This is a genomic window from Alistipes putredinis DSM 17216 (genome assembly GCF_000154465.1).
GTDB classification, from domain to species: domain Bacteria; phylum Bacteroidota; class Bacteroidia; order Bacteroidales; family Rikenellaceae; genus Alistipes; species Alistipes putredinis.
In genome coordinates, this window is sequence record NZ_DS499577.1 from 447,919 (window position 1) to 470,772 (window position 22,854).

Here is a 22,854-nt window from a genome sequence, read left to right on the forward strand (position 1 = left end):
CCGGGCGCAAAAGCAAATTTTATTTGCATTTGCCGAGGCGAAGTATCTACAACGAAATCAAAGATCCTATCTTTTTGAACAAACGTATCCGTAATGTACGAAAAACGGGATATATCCTTCGGATATTGTCCCGTTTTTGAAATCGTATTGCCTGTTTACTTTTCAGCGAAATATTTATAAAACAGCGGAATCGTTTCGACCCCCTTGTAGAACTGGTCGAGTCCGTAGCTCTCGTTGGGCGAATGGATGGCGTCCTCCGCCAGGCCGAATCCGATCAGGAGGGACTTGATTCCCAGGATATTTTCGAATCCGCTGATGATCGGAATCGAGCCGCCCGAATAGAACGGCAGTGGTTTCTTGCCGAACGTGTCGGCGATGGCCTTTTCCGCCGCTTTGTAAGCCGGCATATCGGTCGGAGCCACGTAGGGCATACCGCCGTGCAGGAACTTGACCTTCACCTTGACGCTCTTGGGAGCGATCGCCTTGAAATGTTTCTCGAAGAGCTTGGCGATCTTTTTGAAATCCTGTCCGGGAACCAGACGCATCGAGATTTTGGCCGAAGCCTTCGACGGGATCACCGTCTTGGTCCCCTCCTCGATATAGCCGCCCCAAATGCCGTTCACGTCGAGCGAGGGGCGAATACCCGTGCGTTCGATGGTCGTAAAGCCCGCTTCGCCCTCGACATCGCCGATTTCGAGCGCTTTCTTGTATTCTGTAAGGTTGAACGGAGCCTTGTTGAAGGCTTTGCGCTCGGCGGCCGTCAGCTCGCGCACGTCGTCGTAGAAGCCCGGAATCGTCACGTGTCCGTTTTCATCGATGAGCGAAGCCACCATGCGGGCCAGGACATTGGCCGGATTGGCCACCGCACCTCCGAACAGGCCGGAGTGCAGGTCCTTGTTGGGGCCTGTCACTTCGACCTCCATATAAGTCAGACCGCGCAGACCGCAGGTGATCGAAGGTATCTGCATCGAGATCATCGATGTATCGGAAACCAGAATGATGTCTGCCTTGAGCATCTTCTTGTTGTCGGCGCAGAACTTGTAGAGGCTGGGCGACCCGATCTCTTCCTCGCCTTCGAGCAGGAATTTCACATTGCAGGGCAGGCTGTCGGTCGCGCACATCGCTTCGAACGCCTTGGCGTGCATGAAAAGCTGGCCTTTGTCGTCGTCCGCACCCCGGCACCAGATGCGTCCGTCCTTCACGACCGGTTCGAACGGCGAGGTGCGCCATTCGTCCACCGGATCGACCGGCATCACGTCGTAGTGGCCGTACACCAATACGGTCTTGGCTTTGGGATCGACGATTCGTTCGGCGAAAACAACCGGATTGCCTTCCGTGGGAAGTACCTCGGCATGGTCGGCACCGGCCTTCATCAGCGAAGCGGCCAGCCATTCGGCGCATCGGGTCATGTCGGGTTTATGATCGGATTGCGCGCTGATCGAAGGGATGCGCAACAGCTCGAATAATTCGTTGAGAAAACGGTCTTTGTTCTTCTCTATGTAACTCTTTACTTTATCCATGGAATTTGATTATTTGGTGAGTACGTATTGGTCTGCGAGTTCTCCGGTGATAGGCTGCTTCTTTGCATTAAGACGGCGCAGGCGGTTTTCCTCCACCTTGTAGTACTCGGGGGCGGGAAGCCCTATGCCGACTTTGGCGCGCAGCGTCAGCAGGTTGCCTTTTACCGTATAGTTTCCTGTCTGTTGAATCGGCTCTTCAGAACGATCCATATAGCTGGAATTCATCGTATAGGTGTTGTCGTTGTGAAGCGTGAGTTCAATCTCGATGCCCGGGCAGTCCGCAGCAGGAAAAACCCCTTTGTAAGTTCCCTGGTAGTCGAGTGCGTTTTCGGCATTGTGCATGTCGGGTACCCCGGCAGTCGTCTTTTGGCGGGAGTTTCCTCCGCAGGCTGTCAGCATAATTGCGGCAGCGAGTATCAATAAAATGTTTTTCATCGATTTATATATTACAAATTTGTTTTATTTCCGCAATGATCCGCCGGGCCAGCGCATCGGCCTCCGCCATCGTTTTCGCTTCGGTATATACGCGGATGATCGGTTCCGTATTCGATTTGCGCAAGTGTACCCAATTCTCCGGGAAATCGATTTTAACACCGTCCGCATCGTTCACCTTTTCATTGGCATAACGGGATTTCATCTCACGCAATACTTTATCCACGTCGATGGCCGGTGTCAGCTCGATCTTGTTCTTCGAGGCGAAATAGGCCGGATAAGTCTTGCGCAGCTCGGTCATGGTCATACCTTTTTCGGCCAGATAGGTCAGGAAAAGCGCGGCGCCGACCAGTGCGTCGCGGCCGTAGTGCAGTTCGGGGTAGATGACTCCGCCGTTGCCCTCGCCGCCGATGACGGCCCCGACCTCTTTCATCTTGGCGACTACATTGACTTCTCCTACCGCCGATGCAAAATATTCTCCTCCGTGCATTTGCGTTACATCGCTTAAAGCTCTCGAAGAGCTCAGATTCGACACCGTATTGCCGGTTTTGCGGGAGAGGATATAGTCCGCCACGGCGACCAGCGTATATTCCTCGACAAACATCGAGCCGTCTTCGCTGACGAAGGCCAGCCGATCCACATCGGGATCGACCACTACGCCCAGATCGGCCTTTTCGCGGACGATCGCCTTCGATATTTCGGTCAGGTTCTCGGGCAGCGGCTCCGGGTTATGGGCGAACTCTCCGGTCGGTTCGCAGTTGAGCTCCACGACTTCACATCCCAACTCCCGCAACAGCTTGGGTATGACGATGCCGCCGACGGAGTTCACCGCATCCACGATCACCTTGAAGTGCCGTTTCCGCACGGCTTCCGCATCGACCAGCGGCAGGGCCAATACCCGACGGATATGCTCGTCGTTGTAAGATTCCCGCGAAACGACCTTGCCGATATGGTCCACATCCGGGAAAACGAAGTTCTCGTCTTCGGCCAGCGCCAGCACCCGCTTGCCCTCGGCGTCGCTCAGAAATTCTCCCTCGGCATTCAGGAGCTTCAGGGCGTTCCATTGGCGGGGGTTGTGCGATGCGGTGATGATGATGCCGCCGTCGGCCCGGTGCGCCGTAACGGCCAGTTCGGTTCCCGGCGTAGTGCAGAGTCCGATGTTCACTACGTCCGCGCCGCAGCCCAGCAGCGTGCCTTCGATGATGTCGCCGACCATTTCGCCCGAAATACGGGCGTCGCGGCCCACGACGATTTTGAGCCTTTTCCCGGGTGCGGATTCGGCGATGAAACGCACGTAAGCGGTGGTGAATTTAACGATATCGAGCGGGGTGAGGTTCTCCGTCGCAGGGCCGCCGATCGTTCCCCGGATGCCGGAAATGGATTTGATGAGAGTCATGTCGCAAATATCTCTTTTCTTGTAGTCCGCCGAGCGGGATACAATATATTTATGGAAAATTTATCGTGGCGTATTTTTTGAAATTCGAGGTAAATGTAGTACTTTTATGCCAATTATGAAAATATAAAAACCGACACTATGAGAACCATACCTTCTTCCGAATTGATAATCAACGACGACGGATCGATTTTCCACCTGCACCTCAAGCCGGAGCAGCTTGCCGACATCGTCATCCTCGTGGGGGATCCCGGCCGCGTAGCCATGGTCGCTTCCTTTTTCGATACGCAGGAGTACAGCGTTTCCAACCGCGAATTCAATACCGTGACGGGTACCTACAAAGGCAAGCGGATGACCGTGCTTTCGACCGGTATCGGCATCGGCAACATCGACATTTCGGTTACGGAGCTCGATGCGCTGGCCAACGTGGATTTCGCCACGCGGCAGGAGAAGGCGCAGAAGCGGCAGCTCACGCTGGTCCGTTTGGGTACTTCGGGCGCCATTCAGCCCGACATCAAAGTGGGGCAGTTCGTCTTCGCCCGCACTTCGGTCGGCTTCGACGGTCTGTTGAATTACTACAAGGGGCGCAACGAGGTTTGCGACCTGGAGATCGAGAAGGCTTTTATGAAACATACGGGTTGGAGCGATTTGCTTCCGAAGCCCTATTTCATCGATGCGGATCCTTCGCTGGCCGAGCTTTTCCGCGACGTAACCATCGAAGGCATCACCATCGCCGCCCCCGGCTTCTATGCGCCGCAGGGACGCTGGGTGCGTCTCGAACCGGCCGACATCCATCTGAACGAGAAGATCGAGTCGTTCGACTATCACGGACGCCGGGTCACCAATTTCGAGATGGAAAGTTCTGCTTTGGCCGGGCTGGCCGCTCTCATGGGCCACAAAGCCGCCACGATCTGTACGATCATCGCTCAGCGGATCGCGCTGGACGCCTGCACGGATTATAAACCTTTCGTCAGAAAGATGATTCAGACGGCGCTCGATAAACTGGCGACGTTGTAACCGACCGGATTTCGGGAATGGTTCCGGGCAGCGACGCGAACCCGGAGCCGAGTTCGATGAATACCCGGGCACCGCAGCGGGATAGGATGGTTTCCCGATTCTTTCAGGTAGTAAAAACGAAATAGGAAACTTCAGACGCGGGGGCTGCCTCGGAATACCCAACCAATAAACAAAAGGCTTCAAAAGACTAACAGAAAATAAATTACATTAAAACCTATGAAATTTTCCGTATCAAGTTCTGCATTGCTCTCTCTCCTGGCCACGACCGGCAAAGTAATCAGCAATAAAAATACATTGCCCATCCTGGATTATTTCCTGATGGAGCTCAAGGGGGATGAGCTGCGGGTGACTACTTCCGATCTGGAAACCACGCTCGTGGGCTCGATTCGCGTGGACGGCGTCGAAAGCGAAGGCACCATCGCAGCTCCGGCTAAACTGATGCTCGATTCGCTGAAGGAGTTCGCCGAAATGCCTCTGACGATCGAAGTGAACGATCAGAACTGGGAGATCCGTTTGAGTTGGAAAAGCGGTTCGCTCTCGATTCCCGGCGCCAGCGCCGTGAGCTATCCGGCGATCCCGGCTCTTTCGGCCGATTGCAAGGAGTTGACGCTCGATGTGGACGTGCTGGTGAACGGCATCAACAAAACGATTTTCGCCACGGCCGACGACGAGCTGCGTCCCGTGATGAACGGCGTCTATATCAACCTGGCCCCTTCGATGCTTACATTCGTGGGTACCGACGCCCACAAGCTGGTGAAATACGAGGTGGAAACCGCTAATGAAGTGGCTTCGTCGTTCATCCTGCCCAAGAAGCCGGCCAACCTGCTCAAATCGGTGCTGCTCAAGGAGGAAGACGCGATCAAGGTGAGCTTCGATTCGAAAAACGCCATGTTCCAGCTCAAGAACCATACGCTGGTGTGCCGCCTGATCGAAGGCAATTACCCGAATTACAATGCGGTGATTCCGACCGCGAATCCCAATAAGGTACTCGTCGATCGTATCGAACTGGTCAATGGCATCAAGCGTGTGGCCGTCTGCTCGAACCCCACGACCAACCTGATCCGCATGGACATCGCCGACAACCGGATCAACCTTACGGCGCAGGACATCGATTTCTCGGTATCGGCCAACGAAACGATCAGTTGCAGCTACGAAGGTCAGAATATCACGATCGGCTTCAAATCGACGTTCCTGGTGGAAATCCTCTCCAATATCGATACGCCGACCATCGTCATCGAATTGGCCGATTCGACCCGTGCCGGCGTATTCAAACCCGTCTATGACGACAAGCAGTCGAGCGCGACGCTCATGCTGCTTATGCCGATGATGATTAACGCATAACCCGGATGGAGCTCAACCTCAAGCGGCCGATCATTTTCTTCGACTTGGAAACGACCGGCATCGACATCGCACGGGACCGCATCGTCGAAATATCGATGGTCAAGGTTATGCCCGACGGCGAGGAGATCGTCCGTACGCGGCGGATCAATCCGGGAATGCCGATTCCGGCCGAAGCTACGGCCATTCACGGCATTACGGACGAAGACGTGAAGGATTGCCCGCTTTTTCCGCAAATCGCCAAGTCGTTGGCCCAGTTTATCGAGGGATGCGACTTCGGCGGTTTCAATTCGAACCGCTTCGATCTGCCGATGCTGGTCGAGGAGTTCATGCGGGCCGGTGTGGACGTGGATTTCCGCAAACGTAAATTCATCGACGTGCAGAATATCTTTCACAAAATGGAGCAACGGACGCTGGTGGCGGCCTATAAGTTCTATTGCGGCAAGGATCTCGCGGATGCCCATTCGGCCGAAGCCGATACGTTGGCGACGTACGAAGTGCTGAAAGCCCAGTTGGACCGTTACGGGGAGTTGCAGAACGATGTCGCGGCTCTGGCTGAATTTTCCACGCGGGCGGAATCCGCCGACTTTGCAGGACGCATCCTCTATAACGAAAAAGGGGAAGAGGTCTTCGGATTCGGCAAATATAAGGGCCGTTCGGTCGCGGAGGTTTTCCGCGTCGAGCCGAGCTATTACTCCTGGATGATGAACGGCGATTTCCCGCTCTATACCAAGAAAATTATTACCGAAATCCGCTGCCGGGAGAAAAACGAGAAACAATAGACTATGCTGAAGGAACTGTGTTGTACCGCGATGTTGCTGACGGCCGGGGCGAACCTTTATGCCCAGGAGCCGCAGTCTATCGAGAAATCGCAGACGATCGTTTATATCAACGGTGCAAAATACTATGTCCACAACGTCCGGCACGGGGAAACGCTCTATTCGCTGGCCAAAACCTATGGAGTGGCGGAACAGGTGATCGCCGCCGAAAATCCGCAGCTCGCTCAAGGGCTCAAAGCCGACCAGAGCCTTAAAATCCCGGTCGTGGAAACGGGTGTCGTCGTACAGGAGCAGCTTTCTCCTAAAAAGCTGAAGAAGACCTTCGATCAGCACACGGTGCAGAAGGGCGAAACTCTTTATGGAATTTCGAAGCGCTATGCGATCTCGGTCGAAACCATCATGGAGGACAATCCCGGTCTGGATCCGATTCACCTGAAACCGGGTTCGGTCATTTTGATTCGCAAAAAGGCGGTCGGCAAGACCGACGCAGCGGAAAACACGGCGGCCTGGGAGCAGTACAAGGATCGCCTGAACCTGGTTGCCGAGGAGGGTTATATGTACCACATCGTCGCTCCCGGGGAGACGATGTACGCGCTGTCCCGTCGCTTCGGTACGACGGTTGAAAATCTGGAGCGGCTGAACGGTATTTCAGCGCAAGACCTCCGTTCGGGAAGTATGCTGAAAGTCCCCGGCGATGCAAAGTCCGCGACCGAGCCGGCGCCGGAAGAGCGATTCGGACAGCCCGAGCCAACGGAGAGCGATACCTTGACGACGGTCGAACCCCAGGTGAAAGAGGTGGATTTTCTGGCATTGAGCAGCGGAGAGCCGCTTCGTGTGGCGCTGTTGTTGCCGATGACCGATGGCGACAAACAGAATCCGAATTATCTCGATTTCTACCAGGGATTTCTCCTGGGGCTTGAAAAGATAAAGACCCAATACGGATACTCCGTTCGGGTCGATCTGTTCAATACCCGGCAGGAAAGCGACCGACTCCGTACGATTGTGGACGACGCCGATTTTCGGGCGGCCCGCTTGATCGTAGGCCCGGTTTACGAAGAGGAACTTCCTGCCGTAATCGGGTATGCCGAGGAGTATGCCGTGCCGGTCGTATCGCCTCTGGCCGATGTCAAGAACGTCGATAGCGATGTTTTGTTTCAGATGGCACCGCCCCAGATGCGGAAATATGCCAAAATCGAAGAACTGACTCAGGGTGAGCACAAACAGGTTACCTTGATCTACGGAGAGAAGAACGACCGGGAGTTCGAACGGGAAATTCTGGCTGCACTGCAGGGTGTACCTTACGCGCGGCATAATTATCGTTACGCTGTCAAGGAGGGCGACCAGGGGCTTTCGTCGCTGCTGGCCAATGGCAAGGACAACCTGCTGATTGTTTTGAGCGACAGCGGGCTCGAAGTGGACCGTATTCTGGCAGCCATCGCTTCGGCCAATACCAACCTCGTAGCCCGCGGCAAGACGCCTCCCCGTTTCACGATCGTCGGCAATTCGCGTTGGAACCGCTTCGGGAACCTCGATCGGGCGCTCTACTTCAAGGACCGGCTCGTGCTCTTCTCGACTTATCACGCCAAACGCGATGCCGAGGTAATCAAGACTTTCGACAGCGACTACATCAAAGCTTTCGGGGCGTTGCCGTCGCTCTACTCTTACCGGGGTTACGATGCGGCGATGATCTTCGTTCCGGCGATGTATTCCGACATCCAGTACGATATGGAGGGACGCCGCTACACGCCGCTGCAAACCTCTTATACGTTCCAGCAAATGCCCGGAGGGTCCAACCATGTCAACCAAAACTGGATGCGTGTGAGCTACCGACCGGACTTCACCATTACCGTAGATTGAAATGGCTTTAATACCCAACGGAATTCCCGAAAAAACGATCGAGCGGCTCAGCGAGTATCGCCGTACGCTGCTCGCCTGCCACAGGGAGGGCATTACCCACATTTTTTCGCACGTGCTGGCCGGGATTCACGGCATTACGGCTGTGCAAGTGCGTCGGGATCTGATGTTGATCGGGTTCTCGAGCGATACCAAGAAAGGCTACGACGTGAAGGTGCTGATCGATTTTATCAGCAACATCCTCGACAGCGAAAATCCGGTGAATATCGCCGTAATCGGTATGGGACATCTGGGGCAGGCCATCACCAAATATTTCAACGGGAAGAGCCTGAAGCTGCGGATCACGGTCGCGTTCGACGTCGATCCCGCAAAAGTGGATACTGCGATCGACAACATTCCGTGCTACCACATGGAGTGTTTCGAGAAGGTCGTCCAGGAGAACGACATCTCGATCGTCATCGTATCTTCGCCGACCAAAGTCGCCCCCGAACTGGTCGTGCCGATCATCAACGCCGGCATCAAGGGCGTACTCAACTTTACCTCGACACGCCTGAATTTCCCGCAAGGTATCTACGTGGAGAATTACGATATTACGACTCTTCTGGAAAAGGTTGCTTACTGCGTCAAGGAATCCGAAGAGAATAACGACAATAATTAAGGTGTCGATGCGAGTATTCCACGGCTTCGAAAATCTGCCTTCGTTCCGTTCGCCGGCGGCTACCGTCGGATCGTACGACGGAGTTCATAGCGGACACCGGGTTTTGCTCGACCGGATTCGCCGGGAGGCGGCCGCTGTCGGGGGAGAAAGTATCGTGCTGACCTTCGCCCCGCATCCCCGCGTGACGCTCGGTACACAGGAGCGGTTGCGGCTGCTGACTTCGCTCGAAGAGAAGATATACCTGCTCGACCGGTTCGGAATCGACAATCTGATCGTGATTCCGTTCGACCGGGCCTTCAGCCGGATTCCTTCCGAGAGTTTCGTAAAGGACTATCTGATCGGGAAGGTGGGGGTGAAGAATCTGGTCGTCGGTTTCAACCACCGCTTCGGCCACGACAAGGAGGGAGATTACCGGCTGCTCAACGGATTGCATGACGAGTTCGGCTTCCGTGTGACGGAGATCGAGAAACAGGATGTCGATGCCGAGAAGGTGAGTTCGACGGTCATTCGTCGTCTGATCGAGCGGGGAGAGATGAATAAAGCTGCCCGGATGCTGTCGCATCCGTATCTGTTGGCAGGCGATGTGGACTGCGCAGGACATATCGCCTCGGGAGAGGCTCTCAAGCTGCTTCCGCCTCCGGGTGAATATCCCGTGCGGATCGAAGGTAGGCCCGGTGTGCTTCGGATAACCGCCAAAGGTACTCCGGAATTATTGAGGACGGCGGGAAAAATGCCGTCGGGCCATATACTAATCGAGTTTTAACGCCATGCTGACAAGAGATTTCAAATTCAGAGTCTGGTATAAGGATACCGATCAGATGGGTATCGTACACCATTCGAATTACATCTGCTATTACGAAGCAGCCCGTTCGGAGCTGCTCCGCAGTTTCGGCTCTTCGTATGCCGATATGGAGGAGAAGGACGGCGTGATGATGCCGATTCTCGAAGTACACTCCAAGTACCTGCGTCCGGCTCATTACGACGAATTGATCACGGTTCGAATTTCCCTCCGGGAGTTGCCGAAAGCGCGTATTACGTTCGAATACGAAATTTACAACGAAGCGGGCGAGCTGCTCAATACGGGTTCTACGGTTCTGGGTTTCATCCACCGCGATACGCGGCGTCCCTGCCGGGCTCCGAAAGGATTTATGGAGCTGTTGGAAAAAAACCTGTAATTCACGCTGTTTTTTTACGAATCGCCAGTCGATCATTTCGGTTTTTCCCAAGAGGAAGATATTTCGGATTTTCGTCGATGGAGAACCCCGGATGGGAGTTCCGTACGATTTTATCCGATATAAAATAGCGGCGGCCCCGAAAAGGAGCCGCCGCTTCGATATACGGTAATTTACTGCTATTTCTCGATCAGTGAGATACTGCGTTGGATGAACTCCGTCAGGTTTTTGCCCTTGAGTAATCCGTTGGAGAGCAATGCCAGGTCGATGATCTGTTTGACGAGCTTGTTCTCGCCGCCGATTTCGCGCAGGCGCGTATCGCGCTCGTCGCGCAGGGTAACGATCTTCTTCGAAAGCTCCTCGCGCGTCGATTTCTCCTCGGGCGTGAGTTCCTCCTCTTTCTTGCCTTTGACCACTTCGTCGAAACGGCGCTCTTCGGCAACCGCAGCATCGATCTTTTTGGTGATGGTCTTCAGCTTGTCGCCGTAGCTCTTCTCCACATCGGCCAGGATGTCGATCACGATGGGGTTGTTGCCATTGACGGCGATCGTGAAGTTATCGGGCATCTGGCTGTAGAATTGGCTCATACCTCCGCTGCTGATGGCTGCCATCTCCTTCATGCGCCGCATGAATTCGTTCTGCGTAATCACCACGGGCGCAGCATCGGCCGCCATCGCTTCGAACGAAATGTTGTAGTGGATCTTCTCGTCCTTGGGCATCTGGCTTTCGAATACGGGACGCATGATCTCCTGCTGGGCCTCGCTCAGGGACATCTTGAGCGTTTCGTCTTTCTGGATGAGCTTGTCGATCACGTCGCTGTCCACGCGCACGAAGCGGGCGTCCTTGTGTTTCGACTCGTACCAATTGACATAGTGGTTGTCGAGTTGTCCGTCCATAACCAGCACGTCATAGCCTTTGGCCTTGGCCGATTCGAGGAACGAATTTTTCTCTACGGGATCGTCCACATAGAGGAAAACGACCGTACCGTTCTTGTCGGTCTGGTTACCTTTGACGACCTCCTTGTACTCTTCGGCGGTGAAATACTTGCCCTCGGTCGTCTTCCACAGCATGAAACTCTCTGCCTTCTCGGCGAACTTTTCGTCGGTGATAATGCCGTATTCGATGAAGATCTTCAGATCGTCCCATTTCTGTTCGTAGTCCGCACGCATCGTCGTGAAGAGCTCCTGCAAGCGATCGGCCACCTTGCGGGTGATGTAGTTCGAAATCTTCTTGACATTCGAATCGCTCTGCAGGTAGCTGCGCGATACGTTCAGCGGAATATCCGGCGAGTCGATCACGCCGTGCAACAGGGTGAGGTATTCCGGTACGATCCCCTCGACCTGGTCGGTCACATACACCTGATTGGAGTAGAGCTGGATCTTGTTTTTCTGAATTTCGAAGTTGTTCCGAATCTTCGGGAAGTAGAGGATACCCGTCAGGTGGAACGGATAATCGATATTCAGATGAATCGAGAAGAGCGGCTCTTCACCTATGGGATAGAGTTCGTGGTAGAACTCCTTGTATTGCTCGGCGGTGATCTCGGTGGGTTTTACGGTCCACAGCGGGGCGATGTTGTTGATGATGTTGTCCTTGTTGGTATCGACGTATTTGCCGTCTTTCCACTCCTTCACCTTGCCGAAAGCGATGGGAACGGGTAGGAAGCGGCAGTACTTGCGCAGCAGCTCTTCGACCTTCGAATCTTCGCCGTATTCGAGCGTATCGGCCGAAAGGTGCAGTACGATCGTGGTTCCCCGGTCGCGTTGCTCGGTCGTTTCCTCCATTTCGTATTCGGGCGATCCTTCGCAACTCCAGTGTACCGTCTTGGCGCCCTCCTTGTAGGAGCGGGTGAAAATCTCCACTTTGTCGGCGACCATGAAAGCGGAGTAGAAGCCCAGTCCGAAGTGGCCGATAATCGCCTGGTTCTTGTATTTCTCCATGAACTCCTCGGCGCTCGAAAAGGCGATCTGGTTAATATAGCGCTCCACCTCGTCGGCAGTCATGCCGATGCCCCGGTCGGTGACCGTCAGGGTTTTGGCATCCTTATCCGCCGAGACGCGGATCGTCAGGTCGCCCAGGTCGCCTTTTACGTCGCCCATCGAGGCCAGGGCCTTGAGTTTCTGCGTGGCATCCACGGAGTTGGAGATCAGCTCACGCAGGAAGATTTCGTGGTCCGAATAGAGGAACTTTTTGATAACGGGGAAGATATTCTCGGTGGTAACCCCGATTTTTCCGTTTTTCATCGTATCATGGTATTTTTTTAATTGAATTATTTATCGTTTTTTTGATACAGCGGACTTTGGTTGCCGCTGCCGAAGAGAGCCATTCTCTCGCATGGATTCAACAAACGGTGTGCCACCTCCTCCGATATGACATTCTGTCATACGCTTCCTGACAAAATAGAGGCGGCAGGGAATCCTCCCCGCCGCCGTACGTGTTTCGTCGGCTCGTCTGCCGAAAGTATTAGAGCAATTTTTCGAGTTTCTTTACCAGGTCGGCTTTCGTGCAGGCACCCACCTGTTTGTCCACGACCTGTCCGCCCTTGATGAACACGATCGTCGGAATGTTGCGGACCATGAACTTGCCCACGATGTCGTCGTTGTTGTCCACGTCGCATTTGCCGATGACCGCACGGCCTTCGTATTCGCCGGCCAACTCGTCGATGATCGGGCTGATCATGCGGCAGGGACCGCACCATTCCGCCCAAAAGTCGATGACTACCGGAAGCTGGGATGCGGAGATCTCCTCGAAATTGTCTTTTGTGATTGCTAATGCCATAATTTTTTAGATGTTTTGATTATAAGTATTAAACGATAGTATATTTGATTTCATTGTCCTCGAGGAACGAAACGAGGTTCGACGTGAGGCTCACCTTGTGCCGTTTGGAGAACATATTCACGCTTACCTGCGCATCCCGGTCATAGACATTCACCCGCAGCGTGGTCGATCCTTCGGACTCTTTGATGCGGTGCGTCAGCTCCTCGATCATTTCACGCGTGATGTCTTCGATCGCCAATTGGATATACATCTCCTTAATCATCGTGTCGCGCATTTCGGAGAGCTGTACCATCGAAGTAATCTTGAATTCCAGCTCCTTGTCGTTGTAGGGCTTGGGTTGGACCTTGCCCCGGATGAAGAGGAAATAGTCGTTGAACAGGTATTTGCGGAAATTTTCGTAGTCCTTGCTGAAAAGCGCAAATTCGTGCGTGCCGTTGTAGTCTTCAAGCGTGAATTTTCCCCAGGGTTTGCCCGTCTTGGTAACGAGGTTCTGCGTGGCGATCACCATCCCCGCCACGGCAATCTCCTGTCCGCGCAGGGATTCCAGGTTGTCAAGATCCGAAAGCTGCGTCTTACACATATTGCGGATAATCACCGCATAATCGTCCAGCGGGTGAGCCGAGAGGTAGAGTCCGATCATCTCGCGCTCCTTGCCCAGCGTTTCGAGCGTGCTCCAGTCCTGACAGGCCGGAATCACGGGATGCTGAATATCCACGACCCCTTCGCCGCCTCCGAAAAGGCTTTGCTGGGCATTGTCTTTCTCGCTTTGGAACCGCTGCCCGTAGCGTACCAGTTGCTCGATGAAGGTCGTCGAACTGGAGTCGCGCAGATCGGTGCCGAAGAATTTGCAGCGGTGGAACCCGGAGATCGAGTCGAAGCCGCCCGCATAGGCGATGTTTTCGAGGCATTTGCGGTTTACGGCCGTATAATTCACCCGTTCGAAGAAATCGTATATGTCCTTGAATTTGCCGTTCTTGTTCCGCTCCGCGACGATGCTCTCCACAGCCGCCTCGCCGACGCCTTTCACCGCAGCCAGGCCGAACCGCACGTCGCCCGCCTTGTTCGAGGAGAAGTTGTTGAGCGATTCGTTGATGTCGGGCCCAAGCACCCGGATACCCATGCGCTTGCACTCGTTCATGTAGAGCGTAATCTGCTTGATGTCCGAAAGGTTGCGGCTGAGCAGCGCGGCCATGAATTCGGAAGGGTAGTGCGCTTTCAGATAGCCCGTCTGATAGGCAATGTAGGCGTAGCAGGTCGAGTGCGACTTGTTGAAGGCATACGATGCGAACGCTTCCCAGTCGCCCCAGATCTTTTCGCAAATTTTGGCGTCGTGCCCGCGCTTGCTGCATCCTTCGATGAACTTGGGCTTCATCTTGTCCAGTACCGCACGCTGTTTTTTACCCATCGCTTTGCGGAGCGTATCGGCTTCGCCGCCGGTAAACCCGGCAAGCTTCTGCGAGAGCAGCATGACCTGCTCCTGATAAACCGTGATGCCGTAGGTGTCGCTCAGGTACTCCTCCATATCGGCGATGTCGTACGTCACCGGCTCCAGTCCGTGCTTGCGGGCGATGAAGTTGGGAATATACTCCATCGGTCCCGGGCGGTAGAGGGCGTTCATGGCGATCAGGTCCTCGAAACGGTTGGGTTTCAGGTTGCGCAGATGTTTTTTCATACCGGGGGACTCGAACTGGAACAGGCCGGTCGTATCGCCGCGGCTGAAAACCTCGTAGGTCGGGGCGTCGTCCAGCGGAATGTTGTCGATATCTACGTCGATGCCGTGCACGTTTTTGACGTTGGTTACGGCATCCTTGATGATCGAGAGGGTGCGCAGTCCCAGGAAGTCCATTTTGATCAGGCCGACGCTCTCGACCTCTTTGCCCTCGAACTCCACGACGTTCAGATCGGCGTCCTTGGCGATAGCCATCGGAGCGAAATTCTCCAGGTCGTCCTGCCCGATGATTACACCGCAGGCATGCACACCGGTCTGCCGAATCGAGCCTTCGAGCTTTTCGGCGTATTTGAGCGTATTGCGGATCAACTGGTTCGGGGATTCCCGTTCGGCGGCCAGTTCCGGCGACTCCTTGTAGCAGAAGTCGAAAGGCGTTTCTCCGGCCTTCTTGTCGGGCGTAACCTTGTCGGGTACCAGTTTAGCCAGCCGGTCGCTCTCCGAGAGGGCCAGCTTCTGCACGCGGGCCACGTCGCGGATCGCCAGCTTGGGCGCCATCGTACCGAACGTCACGATCTGGGCCACGCGTTTCTGCCCGTACTTGTGCACGCAGTAATGCAGCACGTCGTCGCGGCCGTCCTCGTCGAAATCGACATCGACATCCGGCAGGGAGATACGCTCGGGATTCAGGAAGCGCTCGAACAGCAGGTCGTATTTCAGCGGATCTATGTTGGTAATTTTCAGACAGTAGGCCACAACCGATCCGGCTGCCGAACCACGGCCCGGTCCGACCGACACGCCCATTTCGCGAGCCGCGCGGATATAGTCCCATACGATGAGGAAGTAACCCGGGAATCCCATCCATTCGATCGTACTCAATTCGTACCGGATGCGTTTCTCGACCTCTTCGCTCAATTCGGCGCCATAGCGCAGGTGGGCTCCTTTGTAGGTCAGGTCTTTCAGGTAGCAGAACTGTTTGGCCGTCATCAACTTTTCGCTGCGCTCCTTGCTCTCCTCCGCCCAGGCATCGAGTTCTTCGACGCTGTGGCAGGCATCGATTCGCGCCAGCTCTTCCTGATCTTCGATCTTCTTGACGAGCGATTCGCGCAACTCCTCGAAAGGCATGTGGAACTCCGGCGGCGGAGGGAAGTTGGGCATCAGAGGCGCATGGGTGAGTTTGTACTCCTCGACCTTGTCGGCGATCTCGAGCGTGGTGGCGAGTGCTTCGGGATGGTCGGGGAAGAGCTGCGCCATCTCTTCGGGCGATTTCAGATACTCCTGGAACGTATAGCGCATCCGATTGGGATCGTCCAGGTCGCGGCCGGTATTGAGGCAGATCAGATGATCGTGCGCCACGGCGTCTTCGGCCAGAATGAAATGCACGTCGTTCGAGCAGATGTATTTGACTCCGCATTTGGCCGACAGCTCCAGCAGGGCCTTATTGACCAGCAACTGATTCTCGTACACGTCGGCGTCCTTGCGCGGATCGCCCGACGGATGGAGCTGCAACTCCAGGTAATAGTCGTCCCCGAAGATGCTTTTGAACCAGCGCACGACCTGTTCAGCCTCCTCCATGTCGTTGCGCATGATGGCCTGGGGAACTTCGCCGCCCAGACATGCCGAGCAGCAGATCAATCCCTCGTGGTATTGTTCCAGCAGTTTCTTGTCGATACGGGGCTTGTAATAGAATCCTTCGGTAAAGGAGTAGGATACGATCTTGCAGAGATTGTGGTAACCCGTGAGGTTCTTGGCCAGCAGAATCAGGTGATCGCCCGCCTTCTCGTCCTTGTCCTTTTCGAAGCGGTTGCGCACGACGTAGGTTTCGCACCCCAAAATAGGCTTGATGCCCGCATCGGTGGCGACGTCGTGGAAGTTCTTGACGCCGTACATATTGCCGTGGTCGGTAATGGCCAGAGCCTTCATACCGAGGGCTTTGGCTCGTTTGATGAGCGGCGATATGGCCGCTGCGCCGTCCAAGATGGAATATTGCGTATGTACGTGTAAATGGACGAAATCCGGCATAATTCGAAAATTTATGGTTTTGGGCCGTCCTTTGCGAAGGTACGGAAAAGTCGCGGGCAGAAGCAAATTTATCTGCGTCTTGCCGATGCTTAAGGCGAAGTCAAAGGTAATGAAAAAATATGAAAGAATTTCCGTATTTCCAAGTAAAAATTGCCCGAACGATTCTACGTTGTTGAAAATGACGGGATAGGAAATATGTGGCAAAAATCTTGCAGCATTCCGAAAAAAAACGTATCTTGTTGATAGCCGGATTTATCCGGTCCTGCATCGCCCGTTTTCGCCGGGTACGAACGGAGTTCGGAACCGGGAGCACGGAAGTTCGAAGAACCGAAAAACGACGGGATGCAAAGATTTAATAAAAAATGTGGACCTCGTTGGAAATACGGTACTCCGAGTACCCGCATTTTAGGAAAGGTCTGAATTTTAATGCGGCCAGAGGATGCGAATAAATGTCCTTCGGATTCGATGCTGCGATTGTCAAACTGTTACATCGAAAGATATAATGGCCGAATAAATATATCACCTAAACAGCGATGATTATGAAAGATGAAAAATTAGTCGTGTTGAGAGAGTGGAACTCTGTCACCGAAGCCGAAATGGCCAAATCGATTCTGGACGGAGCCGGAATTTTTTCGACGATCCGCAACGAATATATGTCGGCGATCTATCCCATCGGCACGATGCCGGCACAGCTCGTGGTCAAGGAGGAAGATGCGAAGCGGGCTGCCGAATTGCTCGACAAAATGCCGTAATTTATTATTTTGCAGCTATTCAAGGAGTTCGGGAAGCTCTTAAAGAAGCCCCCGAATTCCTTATGAACGGCTCGGAACAACCTCTGTTGCTTGCGACTTTCGAACGGTTCGGAGAAGGGGCGAAACTGCGTACCGAAAACGTCGATTCATAGCTTCAGGTCCGGAGAACGAAGTCGTCGGAAATGAAACCGGCTTCGATAAGATCGGTCGAGCCGTGTCGGAGGATCCCTTATCGGTTCCATATGGCCCAGGCAGCTTCCGCCTGCCCTACGAGCATGTCGAGTCCGTTGCACGTGTGTGCTCCCCGTTGCGCTCCGTATTGCAGAAACAGCGTTTCGGCCGGGTTGTAGATCAGGTCGAAAAGATAGTGGGAGGGCGTGACGAAAGCGTACGGAATGCGGGGCGCCTCTTCGACATTCGGATGCATCCCGACTGGGGAGGCATTGATAATGAGCCGATGCGAACCGATTACTTCATCCGATACTTCGTCGTACGTATAATTTCCCGTTGCCGGATTCCGCGATACTAGATCGAACGGAATTTCCATCTGTGCCAATACATATTGCACGGCTTGCGACGCCCCGCCCGTGCCCAGTACCAATGCCCGTTCGGGACGCTCCCCGCCGAGAAATGTTTCGAGGGAGACGCGAAGTCCCGTCACATCCGTATTATAACCCGTCAGACGTCTGCCTTCACAGCGCACGCAATTGACGGCCCCGATCATCCGGGTTTCCGGCGAAAGATCGTCCAGATAGGGTATGATCTGTTGTTTATAGGGAATCGTGACATTGAATCCCCGCAGTTCGGGCTGCGCTTCCAGCAAAGCGGGCAACTCCTCGATCGTTTTCAATTCGTAAAGGTCGTACCGGCAATCCGCAATGCCTTCGCGTGCGAATTTATCGGCGAAATACCGGGCTGAAAACGAGTGTCCCAGCGGGTAGCCTATCAGACCGTAGCGTTTCATAAGGTTTTAGTTTTGGGGAGCGGAGATTTTTTGAGCGACCCGCTTGCCGATGAATTCGATGACATAGATCAGAAGAAATCCTGCCAGCGCCAGTGCTACGGCCTGCCACAAGTGGGCATCGGTCTGACCGATCGCCTCGAAATGTCCCGGTGTAATGTTTTGTTCCACCAACGGGTGAACGGCACCCTGGGCATCCGTATAAGTTTCCACGACCTCTTTCCAGGGCCAGACTTTATTGAGCGATCCGACCATGAAACCCATGAGCAGGGAGATCGTCAGGTCGTGATGCTTGCGCAGCAGCCACGAAAGCAGGTGCGAAAAACTGATGATACCGGCGACGGCTCCGACTGCGAAAAGCAGCAGGACACCCAGCCGGAATTCGCTGACAGCCTGTAAAATGTATTGGTATTTTCCCAGCAGCAGCAGGATGAAGGCGCCTGAAATTCCCGGAAGAATCATCGCGCAGATGGCAACAGCTCCCGAAAGCATGATAAACCACCAGTCGTTGGGCGTTTGCGTCGGGGAGGCGATCGTGATCCAGAATGCCAGCGCGGTGCCGACAAGCAGTCCCAGTAGCGAAGTGAGGTTCCACTTCCGAATATCCCGGGCGACGAAAGCCGCCGAAGCGACGATCAGTCCGAAAAAGAAGGACCAGATTTCGATCGGGTGATGCGCCAGCAGGTAAGTCATCAACCGTGCCAGCGAAAAGATGGCGATACCGATACCCTGCAGTACGGAGAAGAGGAAACTGCCGTTGATGTGGCGCCAGAATTTCCTGAATTCGAACCGGCCGAGCAATTTCAACGCAGTCGGATTAAAACTTTTGATCGACTCGATCAGTTCGCTGTAAATTCCCGAAATAAAGGCGATCGTCCCGCCCGATACTCCCGGGACAACATCCGCCATTCCCATTGCGCAGCCTTTCAGCGCCAACAGCACGTATCTGAACATAATCCGCTCTAATAAAAAGTTAGGCAATTCATCTTTCAATGTACCTTTTGACAATTCCGAGAGGTGTCTATTCGCTGTTCCCGGTTGTATCGGTAATGCTCCTGCCCACAGATCCCTTCCCGGAAAGGACTTAAGGCGCTTTACTCCCAAAGAGGTACACTAAAGTATATAATCACGAAAAGTTATCTCGTTCGTCGAAAACACGACGTTTCGCAAAAACGGCATTATAATAACATCGCATAGGTATTGCCGTTTCCGGCGATGTTTTGCTTGTGCAAAGATAGTATATGCGGGAAACATCGCAAGATTTTTTCGGGATAAAACCCTGAAAAAATCCATCCCGAACGAAGATTTAATAATTCGTTAATAATACCGTTCGAGGATTCCGCCTCCGACGACCCGTTCCCCTCGGTACAAAACGACGGGCTGCCCGGCGGCCGGGGCCCACGCGGGATCCTCCAGTTCGATCCGAATCCCCGAAGCGGCAGGGAAGACCGCTGCGTATCCCTCGGGGTTGCGGCCGATGCCCCGGATCACCGCACGGATATCGCGGGCACCGAATACCTCGTCGCTCTCTATCAGGCGACATTCCCCGACTTCCAGCGTACGATGCAACAACAGCTTCTCTTCTCCGGCTACGATCCGGTTTGCCGCCGTGTCGATAGCGACCACCGCCCAGCCCGGCGGCAGGTCGAGGCCCTTTTTCTGGCCGATGGTGTAGAGGGCCGCCCCGTCGTGCGTGCCGAGCCGATGTCCGGCAGAGTCGATGATGGGGCCGGGCCGGAGCGCTTCCGTTTTATCCCGGCTTCGCAGGAAGTCGCGGCACGGGCGTCCCTCGAGAAAACAGACGCCCATACTCTCCCGACGGTCGGCGAGTTCTTCGACGATATTTCGTTTGATGACCGTTCCCATCGGAGTCAGCACCCGATCGAGGATCTCCTGCGGCAAGTCCCACAGGTAGTAGGACTGGTCCTTGCGGTTGTCGGCCGCACGGGTGACGTATCGTTTGCCGCCTGCGGAGGTAATGCGGAAATAGTGTCCCGTAGCGATGTGGCGAATCCCCAGTGCGTCGGCCTCTGCCGCAAGGCAGGGCCATTTGATCCGACTGTTGCAGCGCGTGCACGGAGCCGGGGTACACCCCCGGAAGTAACTGTCGGTAAAATAGTCCACCACCTCCCGTTCGAACCGCTCCCGCACCGACCGCATTCGCCAAGGAATACCGAGTGCTCCGGCACGCAGACGCGCCTTTTCCAACAATGCGGAATCGCCTCTCATGTCGAGCGTCAGAGCCGTTACATGATATCCGGCCGCCTGCAACAATCCGACGGCGGCGAAGCTGTCTATTCCGCCGCTGAAACCCAACAATACCCGATTATCCTTCATAAACTCCTGTCTTCATGAGAACCGGCTGCCGAAATTTCGGCAGCCGGTTCTGTCAAGCATATTCTTCCGGCTTCGGGTGTTCTTCTTCGAAGAATTCCGGTTTTTCCCGTTTAATGAACCCGATCACCTCTTCCAAGCCTTCGAGGAATTTGGAAAAATCCTCTTTGTAAAGGAATATTTTATGCCGGTCGTAACTGACCGTTCCATCCGGCGCCGTTTTCTTCCGGCTCTCCGTAATGGTAAGAAAATAATCGTTCGCACGCGTAGCGCGCACGTCCAGAAAATAGGTCCGCCGGCCGGCTTTTACGACTTTCGACAGGATCTGTTCGCCGAAATCTTCTCCGTCCGTGCGGAAGGTATTCAGAGCAGCCATACAAGGTAATATTTTGAGGGTTATTCGTTTGTTCCATACGTAAATATAAAACAAATTTCGTTTTCCTGCAAATTCTTGTCCGTGATTATATACTCTTTGGGCGTGCAGCGATTCAAACCCCTTCCGGGAAGGGAATTTCGGGGCAGGCCGAATTATAAACTCAATTACGAGTCGTGAATACGCGACTCTCGGAAATAACGTGATGCAACCGCTTATTGCCGCTCATGCTGCGCTTCCAGGAGCGGCAGCCCCTCTGCCTCCCAGTTTTTCAGCAAATTGAGCGCCCGGATGAAGTCGGCATCATCCCTTGCGTGCAATATCCGCAGCAGAGCTTCCCGGTCGAAAAGCCGCTCTGCCAGCAATGCTTTGAGCAGGCGCCTGGTCCCCGCTTCGACATCGGAATCTTCCGCCGGAGGTGTTACGCCCTGTTCCAGTCCCAGTCCGATCAACTCCTCATACATTTCATCGGGAACTTCGAACCGCTCCTCGAACGATGCGAACTCCGGATAATCCCGTTCCAGGGCTGTCCGGTTGCGGTCCAGGTAGCGCTGCATAAATTCAGGAAAGATATTTTTCCGCAGCAGGGCGTTCAGATAAGATGCCTGCACCGTATCCTGTATTACGCACACGTCGGGCGCTATGCCTCCGCCGCCGTAAACTGTCCGGCCCGTGCGGAGTGTCCGGTAGGCCGGCGACGGAATCGTGTCGGGCAGCGGATGAGTTCGGTAAGCCGTGCGATCCCCGCCTTTGACGTAAGGACGTTGAATTTCCCGGCCCGAAGGCGTATGATAGCGGGCGACGACCAGACGCAGGGCCGACCCGTCCGGAAGCAGATATTGGCGCTGCACCAACCCTTTTCCGAAGCTGCGGCGCCCGACGATTACCGCGCGGTCCCAGTCCTGCAGCGCTCCGCTCACGATTTCACTGGCCGACGCCGACCGTTCGTCGATCAGGACGATGAGCCGCCCTTCGGCCGGAAATACCGGATTCCGGCGGGCGGAATGGACTACGGACGGTACGCTGCGGCCTTCGGTCGAAACGATCCGCGAGCCTTTGGGCAGGAAAAAGCCGGACAAAGCGATCGCCTGATCCAACAGTCCTCCGCCATTGCCCCGAAGATCGAGAATCAACTCCTTCGGACGGTCCAGCTCTTCGTAAGCCCGCTGCACCTCCCGCATGGTGGTCTGACCGAAACGGATCAGTTTGATGTATCCCACCGCAGAATCGACGCGGTAGGCCAGCTCGACGGAGGGGAGAGGTATTTCCCGTCGGACGATTTCGTACAGAATCGGTTGGCAGACTCCTCGTCGAATCACTAGGATTTTTACTTTCGATCCGGCATCTCCCCGCATGACGGAGATGAGCTCGGAGGCCGGGATCTCCTTCACGGTGCGTCCGTCCACCCGGACGATCCGGTCGTCGGGACGGATGCCTGCTTCTTCGGCGGCCCCTCCCGACAGGAGGGAGGTTACGACCAGCGAATCACGGATCCATTGGGTCTGAATGCCTATTCCTCCGAACTTACCCCGATAGAGGCTCCAGAATTCAGCCATCTCCGCAGCCGAGGCATATTCGGTATGGGGATCGAGTTGCTGTACCATGCTGCGGATCGCCTCCTCGACCAGCGGCGCCATATCGACCGAATCGACATACATCTTGCGGATATATTCGTAAGACCGCTCCAGCTTGGCGAGCGACCGTCGCTGTGCCCGGTCGGGCCGGGAAACGGCGATATCGGCCGTCCGGAACGATGATAATCCCGCCACGGCCAGCAACAGCCCGAAAAACCACATGCTCCGCTTCAT

At 54.7% G+C, this 22,854-nt stretch carries 19 protein-coding genes; 8 read left to right on the forward strand and 11 right to left on the reverse strand.

The features are described from left to right. Positions 1-155 precede the first annotated feature (155 nt). The 3 genes from ALIPUT_RS02205 to glmM are packed head-to-tail and all read right to left on the reverse strand — an operon-like array spanning position 156 to position 3,348. Positions 156-1,520: a dipeptidase gene (locus ALIPUT_RS02205; protein WP_004328007.1), complete on the reverse strand. Its 1,365-nt coding sequence runs from the start codon at positions 1,518-1,520 to the stop codon at positions 156-158. A 9-nt stretch (positions 1,521-1,529) separates the two neighbouring features. Further along, complete coding sequence (locus ALIPUT_RS02210) at positions 1,530-1,955, reverse strand: copper resistance protein NlpE (RefSeq protein ID WP_004328008.1); 426 nt, start codon at positions 1,953-1,955, stop codon at positions 1,530-1,532. A 4-nt stretch (positions 1,956-1,959) separates the two neighbouring features. Further along, positions 1,960-3,348 (reverse strand): phosphoglucosamine mutase, encoded by a 1,389-nt coding sequence (gene glmM, locus ALIPUT_RS02215; RefSeq protein ID WP_004328009.1) that lies wholly within the window; start codon positions 3,346-3,348, stop codon positions 1,960-1,962. 138 nt (positions 3,349-3,486) lie between these two features. On the opposite strand from glmM, the gene ALIPUT_RS02220 reads away from it, so the two are divergent. The 7 genes from ALIPUT_RS02220 to ALIPUT_RS02250 all read left to right on the forward strand — a co-directional run bounded on the left by ALIPUT_RS02220 (position 3,487) and on the right by ALIPUT_RS02250 (position 10,166). After that, the gene (locus ALIPUT_RS02220) at positions 3,487-4,362 is read left to right on the forward strand and encodes a nucleoside phosphorylase (protein ID WP_004328010.1); all 876 of its coding nucleotides are present in this window, start codon (positions 3,487-3,489) and stop codon (positions 4,360-4,362) included. Between the two features lie 216 nt (positions 4,363-4,578). Continuing rightward, positions 4,579-5,703 (forward strand): DNA polymerase III subunit beta, encoded by a 1,125-nt coding sequence (gene dnaN / locus ALIPUT_RS02225; protein ID WP_004328011.1) that lies wholly within the window; start codon positions 4,579-4,581, stop codon positions 5,701-5,703. A gap of 5 nt (positions 5,704-5,708) precedes the next feature. Beyond that, positions 5,709-6,482: a 3'-5' exonuclease gene (locus ALIPUT_RS02230; protein WP_004328012.1), complete on the forward strand. Its 774-nt coding sequence runs from the start codon at positions 5,709-5,711 to the stop codon at positions 6,480-6,482. A 3-nt stretch (positions 6,483-6,485) separates the two neighbouring features. Continuing rightward, positions 6,486-8,336: a LysM peptidoglycan-binding domain-containing protein gene (locus ALIPUT_RS02235; protein ID WP_004328013.1), complete on the forward strand. Its 1,851-nt coding sequence runs from the start codon at positions 6,486-6,488 to the stop codon at positions 8,334-8,336. A 1-nt stretch (position 8,337) separates the two neighbouring features. Further along, on the forward strand, positions 8,338-8,991 hold the full coding sequence (locus tag ALIPUT_RS02240; RefSeq protein WP_004328014.1) for a redox-sensing transcriptional repressor Rex: 654 nt from the start codon (positions 8,338-8,340) through the stop codon (positions 8,989-8,991). Positions 8,992-8,998: 7 nt separating this feature from the next. Further along, positions 8,999-9,754, forward strand: coding sequence for an FAD synthetase family protein (locus ALIPUT_RS02245; protein ID WP_004328015.1), 756 nt, complete (start codon positions 8,999-9,001; stop codon positions 9,752-9,754). A 4-nt stretch (positions 9,755-9,758) separates the two neighbouring features. Next, positions 9,759-10,166, forward strand: a complete 408-nt coding sequence (locus ALIPUT_RS02250) for an acyl-CoA thioesterase (RefSeq protein ID WP_004328016.1) — start codon at positions 9,759-9,761, stop codon at positions 10,164-10,166. Positions 10,167-10,342: 176 nt separating this feature from the next. Here the strand turns inward: ALIPUT_RS02250 and htpG are convergent, their stop codons facing one another. From htpG to dnaE, 3 genes are all read right to left on the reverse strand, one after another. After that, positions 10,343-12,403: a molecular chaperone HtpG gene (htpG, locus tag ALIPUT_RS02255; RefSeq protein ID WP_004328017.1), complete on the reverse strand. Its 2,061-nt coding sequence runs from the start codon at positions 12,401-12,403 to the stop codon at positions 10,343-10,345. Between the two features lie 220 nt (positions 12,404-12,623). Further along, positions 12,624-12,938 (reverse strand): thioredoxin, encoded by a 315-nt coding sequence (trxA, locus tag ALIPUT_RS02260; protein WP_004328018.1) that lies wholly within the window; start codon positions 12,936-12,938, stop codon positions 12,624-12,626. A 28-nt stretch (positions 12,939-12,966) separates the two neighbouring features. Next, positions 12,967-16,626: a DNA polymerase III subunit alpha gene (gene dnaE / locus ALIPUT_RS02265; RefSeq protein ID WP_040293100.1), complete on the reverse strand. Its 3,660-nt coding sequence runs from the start codon at positions 16,624-16,626 to the stop codon at positions 12,967-12,969. A 539-nt stretch (positions 16,627-17,165) separates the two neighbouring features. On the opposite strand from dnaE, the gene ALIPUT_RS02270 reads away from it, so the two are divergent. Next, positions 17,166-17,378, forward strand: coding sequence for a putative signal transducing protein (locus ALIPUT_RS02270; RefSeq protein WP_022459981.1), 213 nt, complete (start codon positions 17,166-17,168; stop codon positions 17,376-17,378). A gap of 229 nt (positions 17,379-17,607) precedes the next feature. Here ALIPUT_RS02270 and ALIPUT_RS02275 read toward each other — a convergent pair whose 3' ends face one another. From ALIPUT_RS02275 to ALIPUT_RS02295, 5 genes are all read right to left on the reverse strand, one after another. Beyond that, the gene (locus tag ALIPUT_RS02275) at positions 17,608-18,342 is read right to left on the reverse strand and encodes a shikimate dehydrogenase family protein (protein ID WP_004328022.1); all 735 of its coding nucleotides are present in this window, start codon (positions 18,340-18,342) and stop codon (positions 17,608-17,610) included. Positions 18,343-18,348: 6 nt separating this feature from the next. Then, positions 18,349-19,293 carry a polyprenyl-phosphate transporter gene (locus ALIPUT_RS02280; RefSeq protein ID WP_004328023.1) on the reverse strand — a complete coding sequence of 315 codons (945 nt, stop codon included), beginning with the start codon at positions 19,291-19,293 and terminating at the stop codon, positions 18,349-18,351. A 363-nt stretch (positions 19,294-19,656) separates the two neighbouring features. Continuing rightward, positions 19,657-20,676, reverse strand: a complete 1,020-nt coding sequence (locus ALIPUT_RS02285; RefSeq protein ID WP_004328025.1) for an MnmA/TRMU family protein — start codon at positions 20,674-20,676, stop codon at positions 19,657-19,659. A gap of 52 nt (positions 20,677-20,728) precedes the next feature. Beyond that, complete coding sequence (locus ALIPUT_RS02290) at positions 20,729-21,049, reverse strand: DUF3276 family protein (protein WP_004328026.1); 321 nt, start codon at positions 21,047-21,049, stop codon at positions 20,729-20,731. 212 nt (positions 21,050-21,261) lie between these two features. Next, positions 21,262-22,854 carry a S41 family peptidase gene (locus ALIPUT_RS02295; RefSeq protein ID WP_004328027.1) on the reverse strand — a complete coding sequence of 531 codons (1,593 nt, stop codon included), beginning with the start codon at positions 22,852-22,854 and terminating at the stop codon, positions 21,262-21,264.